Origin of the sequence: Kitasatospora albolonga, from assembly GCA_002082585.1 — a bacterium.
Taxonomy (GTDB): domain Bacteria; phylum Actinomycetota; class Actinomycetes; order Streptomycetales; family Streptomycetaceae; genus Streptomyces; species Streptomyces stephensoniae.
On the sequence record CP020563.1, the window covers coordinates 4937475 to 4952534 of the forward strand.

Annotated in this window: 11 protein-coding genes and 1 tRNA gene; 10 read left to right on the forward strand and 2 right to left on the reverse strand. The window is 67.1% G+C overall.

What is annotated here, in order from left to right:
- Nucleotides 1–109: 109 nt before the first annotated feature.
- Nucleotides 110–1336, reverse strand: a complete 1227-nt coding sequence (locus B7C62_21815; protein ARF74572.1) for an aspartate aminotransferase — start codon at nucleotides 1334–1336, stop codon at nucleotides 110–112.
- A 223-nt stretch (nucleotides 1337–1559) separates the two neighbouring features.
- On the opposite strand from B7C62_21815, the gene B7C62_21820 reads away from it, so the two are divergent.
- From B7C62_21820 to B7C62_21855, 8 genes are all read left to right on the forward strand, one after another.
- Nucleotides 1560–1635, forward strand: a tRNA-Trp gene (locus B7C62_21820).
- Nucleotides 1636–1738: 103 nt separating this feature from the next.
- The gene (locus B7C62_21825) at nucleotides 1739–2026 is read left to right on the forward strand and encodes a preprotein translocase subunit SecE (GenBank protein ID ARF74573.1); all 288 of its coding nucleotides are present in this window, start codon (nucleotides 1739–1741) and stop codon (nucleotides 2024–2026) included.
- A 73-nt stretch (nucleotides 2027–2099) separates the two neighbouring features.
- Complete coding sequence (locus B7C62_21830) at nucleotides 2100–2969, forward strand: transcription termination/antitermination factor NusG (protein ID ARF74574.1); 870 nt, start codon at nucleotides 2100–2102, stop codon at nucleotides 2967–2969.
- Between the two features lie 176 nt (nucleotides 2970–3145).
- Nucleotides 3146–3580, forward strand: coding sequence for a 50S ribosomal protein L11 (locus B7C62_21835; protein ID ARF74575.1), 435 nt, complete (start codon nucleotides 3146–3148; stop codon nucleotides 3578–3580).
- Nucleotides 3581–3661: 81 nt separating this feature from the next.
- The gene (locus tag B7C62_21840) at nucleotides 3662–4384 is read left to right on the forward strand and encodes a 50S ribosomal protein L1 (GenBank protein ARF74576.1); all 723 of its coding nucleotides are present in this window, start codon (nucleotides 3662–3664) and stop codon (nucleotides 4382–4384) included.
- A 212-nt stretch (nucleotides 4385–4596) separates the two neighbouring features.
- Nucleotides 4597–5496 carry a hypothetical protein gene (locus B7C62_21845; GenBank protein ID ARF77314.1) on the forward strand — a complete coding sequence of 300 codons (900 nt, stop codon included), beginning with the start codon at nucleotides 4597–4599 and terminating at the stop codon, nucleotides 5494–5496.
- 286 nt (nucleotides 5497–5782) lie between these two features.
- Entirely contained in the window at nucleotides 5783–6340 is a 558-nt protein-coding gene (locus B7C62_21850; protein ARF74577.1) for a 50S ribosomal protein L10, read from the forward strand.
- 84 nt (nucleotides 6341–6424) lie between these two features.
- A complete protein-coding gene (locus B7C62_21855; GenBank protein ARF74578.1) occupies nucleotides 6425–6808 on the forward strand; it encodes a 50S ribosomal protein L7/L12 in 384 nt (127 codons plus the stop codon).
- A gap of 417 nt (nucleotides 6809–7225) precedes the next feature.
- Here B7C62_21855 and B7C62_21860 read toward each other — a convergent pair whose 3' ends face one another.
- Nucleotides 7226–7462, reverse strand: a complete 237-nt coding sequence (locus B7C62_21860; protein ID ARF77315.1) for a hypothetical protein — start codon at nucleotides 7460–7462, stop codon at nucleotides 7226–7228.
- Between B7C62_21860 and B7C62_21865 the strand changes: the two genes are divergently transcribed.
- Both B7C62_21865 and B7C62_21870 read left to right on the forward strand, forming a co-directional pair.
- Entirely contained in the window at nucleotides 7430–10915 is a 3486-nt protein-coding gene (locus tag B7C62_21865; GenBank protein ID ARF74579.1) for a DNA-directed RNA polymerase subunit beta, read from the forward strand. The genes B7C62_21860 and B7C62_21865 overlap by 33 nt on opposite strands.
- A gap of 129 nt (nucleotides 10916–11044) precedes the next feature.
- Nucleotides 11045–14944 (forward strand): DNA-directed RNA polymerase subunit beta', encoded by a 3900-nt coding sequence (locus tag B7C62_21870; GenBank protein ID ARF74580.1) that lies wholly within the window; start codon nucleotides 11045–11047, stop codon nucleotides 14942–14944.
- Nucleotides 14945–15060 lie beyond the last annotated feature (116 nt).

The window sequence follows — 15060 nt, forward strand, 5'->3', positions numbered from 1 at the left end:
TCCTGCCGCACGGGCGGGCCGGAGCGAAAGCCGCTTTCCTCTTTGGAGTGGGCCTCGAACAGAAAGTGCCCCCGGCCGGGGCGGCCGGGGGCACAATCGCGCGGGCTTCTCAGTCCCTGGCCTCGCCCAGCAGCTTCTGGATGCGGGAGACGCCCTCGATCAGGTCGTCGTCGCCCAGGGCGTAGGAGAGGCGGAGGTACCCCGGGGTGCCGAAAGCCTCGCCCGGGACGACGGCCACCTCGGCCTCGTCCAGGATCAGGGCCGCGAGCTCGACCGAGTCGGCCGGGCGCTTGCCGCGGATCTCCTTGCCGAGCAGGCCCTTCACCGACGGGTAGGCGTAGAACGCGCCCTCGGGCTCCGGGCAGAGCACGCCGTCGATCTCGTTGAGCATCCGCACGATCAGCTTGCGGCGGCGGTCGAAGGCGGTGCGCATCTCCGCGACGGCGTCCAGCGGGCCGGAGACGGCCGCGAGCGCGGCGACCTGGGCCACGTTGGAGACGTTGGAGGTGGCGTGCGACTGGAGGTTGGTCGCGGCCTTGACGACGTCCCTGGGGCCGATGATCCACCCCACGCGCCAGCCGGTCATCGCGTACGTCTTGGCGACGCCGTTGACGACGATGCACTTGTCGCGCAGCTCCGGGACGATCGCCGGGAGCGAGGTGAAGGCCGCGTCGCCGTAGACGAGGTGCTCGTAGATCTCGTCCGTCATGACCCACAGGCCGTGCTCGACGGCCCAGCGGCCGATGGCCTCCGCGTCGGCCTCGCTGTAGACCGCGCCGGTCGGGTTGGACGGCGAGACGAAGAGGACGACCTTCGTCCGCTCGGTGCGCGCGGCCTCCAGCTGCTCGACGGAGACCCGGTAGCCGGTGGTCTCGTCGGCGACGACCTCGACCGGGACACCTCCGGCGAGCCGGATCGACTCGGGGTAGGTGGTCCAGTACGGGGCGGGGACGATGACCTCGTCGCCCGGGTCGAGGATCGCGGCGAAAGCCTCGTAGATGGCCTGCTTGCCGCCGTTGGTCACCAGGATCTGGCTCGCGTCGACCTCGTACCCGGAGTCCCGCAGGGTCTTCTCCGCGATGGCGGCCTTGAGCTCGGGGAGCCCGCCGGCCGGGGTGTAGCGGTGGTACTTCGGGTTGCGGCAGGCTTCGACCGCGGCGTCGACGATGTAGCCGGGGGTCGGGAAGTCGGGCTCGCCTGCACCGAAGCCGATCACCGGACGGCCGGCGGCCTTGAGGGCCTTGGCCTTGGCGTCGACGGCGAGGGTCGCGGACTCGGAGATCGCACCGACGCGGGCGGATACCCGGCGCTCGGACGGGGAAGTTGCAGCGCTCATGGCCCCATGCTCGCAGACCGGAAAACCCGTCGGCGCACGCGTTTCAGGGACCGGACGAGACCCGGACAGGACCCGAAAGGGAACCGGACAGGACCGGTCGGTAGTTGTCTGTTCGACGCAGCGGCGCTGAGCACGTACACTCACCTGTCGTTGGCCTTCACCAGCCACACCGTTCCTGCACCCGGGCATCCGGGAACATGCGGTAGGTTGGTGGAAACCACAAAGGGTCGTAGCTCAATTGGTAGAGCACTGGTCTCCAAAACCAGCGGTTGGGGGTTCAAGTCCCTCCGGCCCTGCTACACACTCCTTCGCCAGGATGTGTGCGCATGTACGTACTTCATTGCACAGCCGTGCGGCTCCACCGGGCGCGGCACGGCCACGACCCGGAATCAGGTGAGAAGCGTGACGGACGCCGTGGGCTCCATCGACATGCCTGATGCTGAGGATGAATCCCCCGAGTCCAAGAAGAAGACTCGGAAGGGCGGCAAGCGCGGCAAGAAGGGTCCTCTGGGCCGTCTCGCGCTGTTCTACCGCCAGATCGTCGCCGAACTCCGTAAGGTTGTCTGGCCGACTCGCAGCCAGCTGACGACGTACACCATCGTCGTGATCGTGTTCGTCGTCGTGATGATCGGTATCGTTACCGTTCTCGACATGGGGTTCGCACGAGTCGTCAAGTACGTCTTCGGCTGAGTCGGCGGAAGGCGTCGGACCGGCGCCCCCCTCCGCATGTTCCACCCTTTGTATCCAGGAAGAAGCAGCCATCGTGTCTGACCCGAACCTGAACGACGCCGTCGAGCCCGAGGCGGGCGCCTCCAAGTCCGGCAAGGACGAGCTCGACATCGTTGAGGCTGCTGACTCCGTGGAGCCCGACCCGGCCGAGACCGCTGTGGACACCGAGGCCGTGGCGGACGAGACGGTCGAGGCCGACGAGGACGCCGCCGTCGCCGAGGCCGCGGAAGCCGCCGAGGCCGACGACGAGAGCGCCGATGAGGAGGAGGCCGAGCCGGCCGCCCCCGTCGACCCCGTCGCCGCCCTGCGCGAGGAGCTCCGCACCCTCCCCGGCGAGTGGTACGTCATCCACACGTACGCCGGTTACGAGAAGCGTGTGAAGGCCAACCTGGAGCAGCGCGCCGTCTCGCTCAACGTGGAGGAGTTCATCTATCAGGCCGAGGTGCCTGAGGAGGAAATCGTCCAGATCAAGAACGGCGAGCGCAAGAACGTCCGGCAGAACAAGCTCCCCGGCTATGTGCTGGTGCGCATGGACCTGACGAACGAGTCCTGGGGCGTCGTGCGGAACACGCCGGGCGTCACCGGCTTCGTGGGCAACGCCTACGACCCGTACCCGCTGACCCTGGACGAGATCGTCAAGATGCTCGCCCCGGAGGCCGAGGAGAAGGCCGCCCGCGAGGCCGCTGAGGCCGAGGGCAAGCCCGCTCCGTCCCGCAAGGTCGAGGTCCAGGTGCTGGACTTCGAGGTGGGCGACGCGGTCACCGTCACCGACGGTCCGTTCGCCACCCTCCAGGCCACGATCAACGAGATCAACGCCGACTCGAAGAAGGTCAAGGGCCTCGTCGAGATCTTCGGCCGCGAGACCCCGGTCGAGCTCAGCTTCGACCAGATCCAGAAGAACTAGCGGCTCCGCCGCTCTCTGGACACATGCCTACCCAGCAGGTCAGAAGGGCTTCGCGGCCCTTCTGACCTGCTTGGTTTTTGGTCGCACAGCTATACCCGTTATCGTTGTGCGGTATGCCTCCATCCGGATGACCGGAATCGGCGGCGAAACACTCTCACTAGGACCCGGAGAGAGCAATGCCTCCCAAGAAGAAGAAGGTCACGGGGCTTATCAAGCTCCAGATCAACGCCGGTGCGGCGAACCCGGCCCCGCCGGTCGGCCCCGCGCTCGGTCAGCACGGCGTCAACATCATGGAGTTCTGCAAGGCCTACAACGCCGCGACCGAGTCGCAGCGTGGCATGGTCGTGCCGGTGGAGATCACGGTCTACGAGGACCGTTCCTTCACCTTCGTCACGAAGACTCCGCCGGCCGCCAAGCTGATCCTCAAGGCCGCGGGTGTGGACAAGGGCTCCGGCGAGCCGCACAAGACCAAGGTCGCCAAGCTGACGGCCGCCCAGGTCCGCGAGATCGCCACGACGAAGCTCCCCGACCTGAACGCCAATGACCTCGACGCCGCGTCGAAGATCATTGCCGGTACCGCCCGTTCCATGGGCATCACGGTCGAAGGCTGATTCAGCCCCGTAGCCCCCCAGTGGTAGGACCAAGCGCTGGTCCGCACCACGACTCCACACTCTGAAACCACAGGAGTAGAAGTGAAGCGCAGCAAGAACCTCCGCGCTGCGGACGCCAAGATCGACCGGGAGCGCCTGTACGCCCCCCTCGAGGCCGTCCGTCTCGCCAAGGAGACCGCCTCCACGAAGTTCGACGGCACCGTCGAGGTCGCCTTCCGCCTGGGTGTCGACCCGCGCAAGGCCGACCAGATGGTCCGCGGCACCGTGAACCTCCCGCACGGCACCGGCAAGACCGCCCGGGTCCTGGTCTTCGCGACCGGTGACCGTGCTGCGGCCGCGGAAGCCGCCGGAGCCGACATCGTCGGCGCCGACGAGCTCATCGACGAGGTGGCCAAGGGACGTCTGGACTTCGACGCCGTCGTCGCCACCCCGGACCTCATGGGCAAGGTCGGCCGCCTGGGCCGCGTGCTCGGTCCGCGTGGTCTGATGCCGAACCCGAAGACCGGCACCGTCACCCCCGATGTCGCCAAGGCTGTCAACGACATCAAGGGCGGAAAGATCGAGTTCCGCGTCGACAAGCACTCCAACCTGCACTTCATCATCGGCAAGGTCTCGTTCGACGAGACCAAGCTGGTGGAGAACTACGCAGCGGCGCTGGACGAGGTCCTCCGTCTGAAGCCGTCCGCCGCCAAGGGCCGCTACATCAAGAAGGCCGCGCTGGCCACCACGATGGGCCCCGGCATCCCGCTGGACGCCAACCGCACCCGCAACCTCCTCGTCGAGGAGGACCCGGCCGCCGTCTGAGCCACCGCGCTCACCTGGTAGCCGCGTCGCACGCGTGCACTGTGTGGACGGGCCCCGCAACCTTTCGAGGTGCGGGGCCCGTCCTCGTATCCGAAGGAAGAACACGCGGGACGTGTCCGTGAGGGCATACCCGTGAGAACGAGTGACTGTCAGTGCCCTGTGCCAGTGTGGGGCGGGTACGGCAGGACAACAACGAGGGGTGGACCGGTCCGATGAGGACGAGCACGATACGGCGCGTGGGTACGGGGGCCGCGGTGGTGGCCCTGATGTCGGTGGCGGCCTGCAGCGGCGGCGGGGACGGCAACAGCGGCTCCGGTACGGAGAGCAAGCCGAAAGCCGCAGGTGCGGCCGGGGTGAACCACCTCGCGGCGCTCCAGCAGATCCAGAAGAAGTCCGGCACCGCGCAGTCGGCCCGCGTCGAGGGCACCACGAAGATGGGCGACGCCGTCTCGATGAAGCAGACGGGGGCCATCAGCTGGGCGGACGGCCTCACGGGCTCGCTCACCATCACGTACACCGGCGGCACGATGGCCGAGCAGCAGGGCGGCCCCAAGTCGGTCGAGGCGCGCTATTTCAAGGACGCGTACTACGCCGACATGGGCAAGGAGTTCGCTGCGCAGTCGGGCGGCAAGCGCTGGGTCCGGTACGCCTTCGAGGATCTCGCCGAGCTCGGCGGGCCCGCGGGCGACGCCATGAAGGAGCAGCTGCAGAAGCAGGACCCCCAGGAGGGCGTGAAGGCTCTGCTGGCCGCCGGGGACGTCAAGAAGGTCGGCCAGGAGGACGTCCGGGGCGTGTCCGCGACGCGCTACTCCGGCACGGTCGACGTGGCGGAGCTCACCGCGCGGAACAGCGCCCTGGACGCCGAGCAGCTGGAGGCCCTCAAGGAGCAGCTCTCCGCCGCCGGAGTCACCACGCAGACCGTCGACATCTGGGTCGACAAGGACGACCTGCTGGTGAAGAAGACCGAGCGCGGCGAGAGCGCGCTCGGCGCGTTCAACACGACGGCCTTCTACAGCGACTACGGCACGGCCGTCTCCGTGGAGAAGCCTCCGGCCTCCGACACCGCAGACTTCACGGAGCTGCTGAAGCAGGAGGGCGCGGGGCTCTCCTGACCTGCGGCCAAACCTCCCGCACCGGGGTGATCGGCGCCGGATTTGCCCGGCGCGCCCCCGGTCGCGTACGCTCCACAGGAAGCCAAAGACCGCTGGTCGTCGCTGTGCTCCCGCGAGGGGGACGGTGACCGAAGGTTCCGCTAGACCGGACGACCTGCGCAGGTGACTGTGGAATTGCTCCCGGACTCTGTCCGGTCGAGCCGCGCCCTGGCACTTGTGCTGGGGCGTTTCGTCTTTCCCGGCCCCTTCTGAGCGGTCCTCATCACCCGGAAGGAGGCCGACGCTCATGGCAAGGCCCGACAAGGCTGCCGCGGTAGCCGAGCTGACGGACCAGTTCCGCAGCTCGAACGCCGCCGTGCTGACCGAGTACCGGGGTCTCACCGTGGCACAGCTCAAGGAGCTGCGCCGTTCGCTCGGTGAGAACGCCCAGTACGCCGTGGTGAAGAACACGCTGACCAAGATTGCGGCCAACGAGGCCGGGATCGACGCGCTGGACGACCTGTTCTCGGGTCCGACGGCGGTTGCCTTCGTCACCGGTGACCCGGTGGAGTCGGCGAAGGGTCTTCGTGACTTCGCCAAGGACAACCCCAACCTCATCATCAAGGGCGGTGTCCTTGACGGTAAGGCGCTGTCCGCCGATGAGATCAAGAAGCTCGCGGACCTCGAGTCCCGCGAGGTTCTGCTCTCCAAGCTGGCCGGTGCTTTCAAGGGCAAGCAGACGCAGGCGGCGCAGGTCTTCCAGGCCCTGCCCTCCAAGTTCGTCCGCACCGCGGAAGCTCTTCGCGCCAAGAAGGAAGAGCAGGGCGGTGCCGGTACTCCGGCTCCCGCCGAGGCCGCCGAGTAATCACGCTCAGCGGTCCAGCGGGCTCCACGTACGCCCGCCGACATACACCCCCGGCACCTGCCGAATAGTGGAAGGACGCCTGTCATGGCGAAGCTGTCCCAGGAAGACCTGCTCGCGCAGTTCGAGGAGATGACCCTCATCGAGCTCTCCGAGTTCGTGAAGGCGTTCGAGGAGAAGTTCGACGTCACCGCCGCCGCGGCCGTCGCCGTCGCCGGTCCGGCCGGCCCGGGCGCCGTTGCCGAGGCCGTCGAGGAGAAGGACGAGTTCGACGTCATCCTCACCGGCGCCGGCGAGAAGAAGATCCAGGTCATCAAGGTCGTGCGTGAGCTGACCTCGCTGGGTCTGAAGGAGGCCAAGGACCTCGTCGACGGCACCCCGAAGCCGGTCCTCGAGAAGGTCGCCAAGGAGGCCGCCGAGAAGGCTGCCGAGTCCCTCAAGGCCGCCGGCGCTTCCGTCGAGGTCAAGTAACACCCCGGGAGTCCGCAGCGACTCCCCGGGCGCGTCCCGCGTCCGTACCGAAGGGCGATCATCCATCCGGGTGGTCGCCCTTCGGCGTACCCGTGGCGGCTGCCTTGCTCTTCTCCCGGTGACGAGTAGGGTGATCTTCGCCGTGCGTCTCCGCGAGGCGTCCAGGGGCCTGCTGAAGGCTTCCCCGGGGCGGCCGGAGCCCGCTCCCAAGGGCCCGTCCGGACCGGTGGGCCTTGACGAACGGCACGAGGCGCGCAATTCTCAGGACGCGTCCTCACTTCGATCCGTATCCGAGGCATGGATCGAGAGTGAAGAGGGCAGTAAAGAAGAGCGCACCCCGCGCGAGGGCCTGACCACATAGGTAGTTGAGAACAGCTGTTGAGAGCAACGTGGGTCTCTGAGAACCCCGACTGGACATCAGTGTGCCGCTTGGCTACACTGACCCTTTGCGCTGCCTGTTAGCTGCCTCCTGCCCGTCACCAGGGGCATGCCCGCACTTGAGCATCGATGACCGACCCTCGCTGAGCTGGCCTTTTCGGCCGGTTCGGGACGGTGTGTCTGGGTGTCCAATGCGGGACCGGTACGCGCGTAGTGAGTCCGAGCCCTCGGAAGGACCCCCTCTTGGCCGCCTCGCGCAACGCCTCGACCGCGAATACGAACAACGGTGCCAGCACCGCCCCGCTGCGCATCTCCTTTGCAAAGATCAAGGAGCCCCTCGAGGTTCCGAACCTCCTCGCGCTGCAGACCGAGAGCTTTGACTGGCTCCTCGGCAATGCCGCCTGGAAGGCTCGCGTCGAGGCTGCTCTGGACAGTGGACAAGACGTCCCCACCAAGTCCGGCCTGGAGGAGATCTTCGAGGAGATCTCACCGATCGAGGACTTCTCCGGGTCGATGTCGCTCACGTTCCGCGACCACCGCTTCGAGCCCCCGAAGAACTCGATCGAGGAGTGCAAGGAGCGCGACTTCACGTTCGCCGCGCCGCTCTTCGTCACGGCCGAGTTCACCAACAACGAGACCGGCGAGATCAAGTCCCAGACGGTCTTCATGGGCGACTTCCCGCTCATGACCAACAAGGGCACCTTCGTCATCAACGGCACCGAGCGTGTCGTGGTGTCGCAGCTGGTCCGCTCGCCGGGTGTCTACTTCGACTCCTCCATCGACAAGACGTCCGACAAGGACATCTTCTCCGCCAAGATCATCCCCTCCCGGGGTGCCTGGCTGGAGATGGAGATCGACAAGCGCGACATGGTCGGTGTCCGCATCGACCGCAAGCGCAAGCAGTCCGTCACCGTCCTTCTCAAGGCGCTCGGCTGGAGCACCGAGCAGATCCTCGAGGAGTTCGGCGAGTACGAGTCCATGCGCGCCACCCTGGAGAAGGACCACACCCAGGGCCAGGACGACGCGCTGCTCGACATCTACCGCAAGCTGCGCCCGGGCGAGCCGCCCACCCGCGAGGCCGCTCAGACGCTGCTCGAGAACCTCTACTTCAACCCGAAGCGCTACGACCTCGCGAAGGTCGGCCGCTACAAGGTGAACAAGAAGCTCGGCGCCGATGAGCCGCTGGACGCCGGGGTGCTCACCACCGACGACGTCATCGCGACCATCAAGTACCTGGTCAAGCTGCACGCCGGTGAGACCGAGACGATCGGTGAGTCGGGCCGGGAGATCGTCGTCGAGACCGACGACATCGACCACTTCGGCAACCGCCGTCTGCGCAACGTCGGCGAGCTCATCCAGAACCAGGTCCGTACGGGCCTGGCGCGGATGGAGCGCGTCGTGCGCGAGCGCATGACGACCCAGGACGTCGAGGCGATCACGCCGCAGACCCTGATCAACATCCGGCCGGTCGTCGCCTCCATCAAGGAGTTCTTCGGCACCAGCCAGCTGTCGCAGTTCATGGACCAGAACAACCCGCTGTCGGGTCTCACCCACAAGCGCCGTCTCTCGGCGCTCGGCCCGGGTGGTCTCTCGCGTGAGCGGGCCGGCTTCGAGGTCCGTGACGTGCACCCGTCGCACTACGGGCGCATGTGTCCGATCGAGACCCCCGAAGGCCCGAACATCGGTCTGATCGGTTCGCTCGCCTCGTACGGCCGCGTCAACGCGTTCGGCTTCATCGAGACGCCGTACCGCAAGGTCGTCGACGGCCAGGTCACCGACGACGTCGACTACATCACCGCCGACGAGGAGGACCGCTTCGTCATCGCCCAGGCGAACGCGACCCTCTCCGAGGAGCTGCGCTTCACCGAGCCGCGTGTCCTGGTCCGCCGCCGCGGGGGAGAGGTCGACTACGTCCCCGCCTCCGAGGTGGACTACATGGACGTCTCGCCGCGCCAGATGGTGTCCGTCGCCACCGCGATGATCCCCTTCCTGGAGCACGACGACGCCAACCGTGCCCTCATGGGCGCGAACATGATGCGGCAGGCGGTGCCGCTGATCAAGTCGGAGGCCCCGCTCGTCGGCACCGGCATGGAGTACCGCTGCGCCACCGACGCCGGTGACGTCCTCAAGGCCGAGAAGGACGGTGTGGTCCAGGAGGTCTCCGCGGACTACATCACCGTCACGAACGACGACGGCACGTACACCACGTACCGCATCGCCAAGTTCATGCGCTCCAACCAGGGCACCTCGGTCAACCAGAAGGTCGTCGTCTCCGAGGGCGACCGGATCATCGCCGACCAGGTGCTGGCCGACGGCCCGGCCACCGAGAACGGTGAGATGGCCCTCGGCAAGAACCTCCTCGTGGCGTTCATGCCGTGGGAGGGTCACAACTACGAGGACGCGATCATCCTGTCGCAGCGCCTCGTGCAGGACGACGTCCTCTCCTCGATCCACATCGAGGAGCACGAGGTCGACGCCCGTGACACCAAGCTCGGCCCCGAGGAGATCACCCGGGACATCCCGAACGTCTCCGAGGAGGTCCTCGCCGACCTCGACGAGCGCGGCATCATCCGGATCGGTGCCGAGGTCGTCGCCGGTGACATCCTCGTCGGCAAGGTCACGCCCAAGGGTGAGACCGAGCTGACGCCCGAGGAGCGCCTGCTCCGCGCGATCTTCGGTGAGAAGGCGCGCGAGGTGCGCGACACCTCGCTGAAGGTGCCGCACGGTGAGATCGGCAAGGTCATCGGCGTCCGCGTCTTCGACCGCGAAGAGGGCGACGAGCTGCCGCCGGGCGTGAACCAGCTGGTCCGCGTCTACGTTGCGCAGAAGCGCAAGATCACCGACGGTGACAAGCTCGCCGGCCGTCACGGCAACAAGGGCGTCATCTCCAAGATCCTGCCGATCGAGGACATGCCGTTCCTGGAGGACGGCACCCCGGTCGACATCATCCTCAACCCGCTGGGTGTCCCGTCCCGAATGAACCCGGGACAGGTCCTGGAGATCCACCTCGGCTGGCTCGCCAGCCGCGGCTGGGACGTCTCCGGCCTCGGTGACGAGTGGGCCAAGCGCCTGCAGTCCATCGGCGCCGACCAGGTCGCCCCCGGCACCAACGTCGCCACGCCCGTCTTCGACGGTGCGCGCGAGGACGAGATCTCCGGTCTCTTCGAGGCCACGATCCCCAACCGCGACGGCGACCGCCTGGTCCAGCCCTCCGGCAAGGCCAAGCTGTTCGACGGCCGCTCCGGCGAGCCATTCCCGGACCCGGTCTCGGTCGGGTTCATGTACATCCTCAAGCTCCACCACCTGGTCGACGACAAGCTGCACGCGCGTTCGACCGGTCCGTACTCCATGATCACCCAGCAGCCGCTGGGTGGTAAGGCCCAGTTCGGTGGACAGCGCTTCGGTGAGATGGAGGTGTGGGCACTGGAGGCGTACGGCGCCGCCTACGCCCTCCAGGAGCTGCTGACGATCAAGTCCGACGACGTCACCGGCCGCGTGAAGGTCTACGAGGCCATCGTCAAGGGCGAGAACATCCCCGAGCCCGGCATCCCCGAGTCCTTCAAGGTGCTCATCAAGGAAATGCAGTCGCTCTGCCTCAACGTGGAGGTGCTCTCCTCGGACGGCATGTCCATCGAGATGCGCGACACGGACGAGGACGTCTTCCGCGCGGCGGAGGAGCTCGGTATCGACCTGTCCCGGCGCGAGCCGAGCAGCGTCGAAGAGGTCTGACGGGTTCGCCGGCCGGATCTCCGTGATCCGGCCGGCTCTCCCCGGACCCGTTCAGACCATTGCTGAAGTGCCCCGTTTTCTCGCCTGACGCGAGGGGGCTCGAACCCCCGAAAGAGGGATTGACGACAAGTGCTCGACGTCAACTTCTTCGACGAGCTGCGGATCGGCCTTGCCACCGCGGACGACATCCGGACCTGGTCCCACGGCGAAGTGAAGAAGCCGGAGACCATCAACTACCGCACGCTCAAGCCCGAAAAGGACGGACTCTTCTGCGAGAAGATCTTCGGTCCGACCCGGGACTGGGAGTGCTACTGCGGCAAGTACAAGCGTGTCCGCTTCAAGGGCATCATCTGTGAGCGCTGCGGCGTCGAGGTCACTCGCGCCAAGGTGCGTCGTGAGCGGATGGGCCACATCGAGCTGGCCGCTCCCGTCACCCACATCTGGTACTTCAAGGGCGTTCCCTCGCGCCTCGGATACCTGCTGGACCTCGCGCCGAAGGACCTGGAAAAGGTCATCTACTTCGCCGCGTACATGATCACGTTCGTGGACGAGGAGCGTCGTACCCGCGACCTGCCGTCCCTGGAGGCGCACGTCTCCGTCGAGCGCCAGCAGACCGAGAACCGCCGCGACGCCGACCTGGAGGCCCGGGCCAAGAAGCTCGAGACCGACCTGGCCGAGCTGGAGGCCGAGGGCGCCAAGGCCGACGTACGCCGCAAGGTGCGCGAAGGTGCCGAGCGCGAGATGAAGCAGCTGCGCGACCGTGCGCAGCGCGAGATCGACCGCCTCGACGAGGTGTGGAGCCGCTTCAAGAACCTCAAGGTCCAGGACCTGGAGGGCGACGAGCTGCTCTACCGCGAGCTGCGTGACCGCTTCGGTACGTACTTCGACGGCTGCATGGGCGCCGCCGCGCTCCAGAAGCGCCTGGAGTCCTTCGACCTCGACGAGGAGGCCGAGCGCCTCCGCGAGATCATCCGCACCGGCAAGGGCCAGAAGAAGACCCGTGCGCTCAAGCGCCTCAAGGTCGTCTCCGCGTTCCTGCAGACCAGCAACAAGCCCAAGGGCATGGTGCTGGACTGCGTGCCGGTCATCCCGCCGGACCTGCGTCCGATGGTGCAGCTGGACGGTGGCCGCTTCGCGACCTCCGACCTGAACGACCTGTACCGCCGTGTGATCAACCGCAACAACCGCCTGAAGCGCCTTCTCGACCTCGGTGCCCCCGAGATCATCGTGAACAACGAGAAGCGCATGCTCCAGGAGGCCGTCGACGCGCTCTTCGACAACGGCCGTCGCGGCCGCCCGGTCACGGGCCCCGGCAACCGTCCGCTGAAGTCGCTGTCCGACATGCTCAAGGGCAAGCAGGGCCGCTTCCGTCAGAACCTCCTCGGCAAGCGTGTGGACTACTCCGCGCGTTCCGTGATCGTCGTCGGTCCGCAGCTCAAGCTGCACCAGTGCGGTCTGCCGAAGGCGATGGCGCTGGAGCTCTTCAAGCCGTTCGTGATGAAGCGCCTGGTCGACCTGAACCACGCGCAGAACATCAAGTCGGCCAAGCGCATGGTCGAGCGTGGCCGCACCGTCGTGTACGACGTCCTCGAAGAGGTCATCGCCGAGCACCCGGTGCTGCTGAACCGCGCGCCCACCCTGCACCGCCTCGGCATCCAGGCCTTCGAGCCGCAGCTGGTCGAGGGCAAGGCCATCCAGATCCACCCGCTCGTCTGCACCGCGTTCAACGCGGACTTCGACGGTGACCAGATGGCCGTGCACCTGCCGCTCTCCGCGGAGGCGCAGGCCGAGGCCCGCATCCTGATGCTGTCCTCGAACAACATCCTGAAGCCCGCCGACGGCCGCCCGGTCACGATGCCGACCCAGGACATGGTCCTCGGTCTGTTCTTCCTGACCACCGACGGCCAGCTCCGTGACACCAAGGGCGAGGGCCGCGCGTTCGGCTCCACGGCCGAGGCGATCATGGCGTTCGACGCCGGTGAGCTGGCGCTCCAGTCCACCGTCGACATCCGCTTCCCGGTCGGAACCATGCCGCCGCGCGGCTGGGTGCCGCCGGTCGCCGAGGAGGGCGAGCCCGAGTACCAGCCGGGCGACACCTTCCGGCTGCGCACCAGCCTGGGCCGCGCGCTCTTCAACGAGCTGCTGCCCGAGGACTACCCGTTCGTCGACTACTCGGTGGGCAAGAAGCAGCTCTCCGAGATCGTCAACGACCTGGCCGAGCGCTACCCCAAGGTCATCGTGGCGGCGACGCTCGACAACCTGAAGGCGGCGGGCTTCCACTGGGCGACCCGTTCGGGCGTCACCGTGGCCATCTCCGACGTCGTCGTGCCCGAGGCCAAGAAGGCCATCGTCAAGGGCTACGAGGAGCAGGACGAGAAGGTCCAGAAGCAGTACGAGCGCGGTCTGATCACCAAGGACGAGCGCACGCAGGAGCTCATCGCGATCTGGACCAAGGCGACCAACGAGGTCGCCGAGGCGATGAACGCGAACTTCCCCAAGACCAACCCCATCTTCATGATGGTTGACTCGGGTGCCCGAGGAAACATGATGCAGATGCGGCAGATCGCCGGTATGCGTGGTCTGGTGTCGAACGCGAAGAACGAGACCATCCCGCGTCCGATCAAGGCGTCCTTCCGTGAGGGCCTCACCGTTCTGGAGTACTTCATCTCCACGCACGGTGCCCGTAAGGGTCTGGCGGACACCGCCCTGCGTACCGCCGACTCGGGTTACCTGACCCGTCGTCTGGTGGACGTCTCGCAGGACGTGATCATCCGCGAGGAGGACTGCGGCACCGACCGCGGCCTGAAGCTGAAGATCGCCGTCAAGGGCGCCGACGGCGTGCTCCGCAAGACGGACGACGTCGAGACCTCGGTCTACGCCCGTATGCTCGCCGAGGACGTCGTGGTGGACGGCAAGGTCATCGCGCCTGCCAACGTCGACCTCGGTGACGTCCTGATCGACGCCCTGGTGGGCGCCGGAGTCGAGGAGGTCAAGACCCGCTCGGTCCTGACCTGTGAGTCCGCGGTCGGCACCTGTGCCTTCTGCTACGGACGCTCGCTCGCCACCGGCAAGCTGGTCGACATCGGTGAGGCGGTCGGCATCATCGCCGCCCAGTCCATCGGTGAGCCCGGCACCCAGCTGACGATGCGTACCTTCCACACCGGTGGTGTGGCCGGTGACGACATCACCCAGGGTCTGCCCCGAGTCGTCGAGCTCTTCGAAGCCCGTACGCCGAAGGGTGTCGCCCCGATCTCCGAGGCCAAGGGCCGCGTGCGGATCGAGGAGACCGAGAAGACCAAGAAGATCGTCGTCACCCCGGACGACGGCAGCGACGAGACGGCGTTCCCGATCTCGAAGCGTGCCCGTCTGCTCGTGGGCGAGGGCGACCCGGTCGAGGTGGGCCAGAAGCTCACCGTGGGTGCCACCAACCCGCACGACGTGCTGCGCATCCTCGGCCAGCGTGCGGTCCAGGTCCACCTGGTCGGCGAAGTCCAGAAGGTCTACAACTCGCAGGGCGTGTCGATCCACGACAAGCACATCGAGATCATCATCCGGCAGATGCTGCGCCGTGTGACGATCATCGAGTCCGGCGACGCGGAGCTGCTTCCGGGCGAGCTGGTCGAGCGGTCGAAGTTCGAGACCGAGAACCGTCGTGTGGTCACCGAGGGCGGTCACCCCGCCTCCGGCCGTCCGCAGCTGATGGGTATCACCAAGGCGTCGCTCGCCACCGAGTCGTGGCTGTCGGCGGCGTCCTTCCAGGAGACGACCAGGGTCCTGACCGACGCGGCGATCAACGCCAAGTCGGACTCCCTGATCGGCCTCAAGGAGAACGTCATCATCGGTAAGCTCATCCCGGCCGGTACGGGTCTCTCCCGCTACCGCAACATCCGGGTCGAGCCGACCGAGGAGGCCAAGGCCGCGATGTACTCGGCCGTCGGCTACGACGACATCGACTACTCGCCGTTCGGCACCGGCTCCGGCCAGGCCGTCCCGCTGGAGGACTACGACTACGGTCCGTACAACCAGTAAGCGAGTCGCTTGAACGCCTGAGGGCGGTCACCCCTGTACGTCACGGGGTGGCCGCCCTCCGGCGTGTGCGGCCTTCCCGGAGCAGCCCGGTTCCGTACTGAGTTGCGAAGTCGCTC

Bases quoted from the DNA above. Each gene is read 5' to 3' on its own strand.
- B7C62_21845 (ARF77314.1), top strand. From the start codon at position 4,597: ATGAGGACGAGCACGATACGGCGCGTGGGTACGGGGGCCGCGGTGGTG.
- B7C62_21855 (ARF74578.1), top strand. From the start codon at position 6,425: ATGGCGAAGCTGTCCCAGGAAGACCTGCTCGCGCAGTTCGAGGAGATG.
- B7C62_21815 (ARF74572.1), bottom strand. From the start codon at position 1,336: ATGAGCGCTGCAACTTCCCCGTCCGAGCGCCGGGTATCCGCCCGCGTC.
- B7C62_21835 (ARF74575.1), top strand. From the start codon at position 3,146: ATGCCTCCCAAGAAGAAGAAGGTCACGGGGCTTATCAAGCTCCAGATC.
- B7C62_21850 (ARF74577.1), top strand. From the start codon at position 5,783: ATGGCAAGGCCCGACAAGGCTGCCGCGGTAGCCGAGCTGACGGACCAG.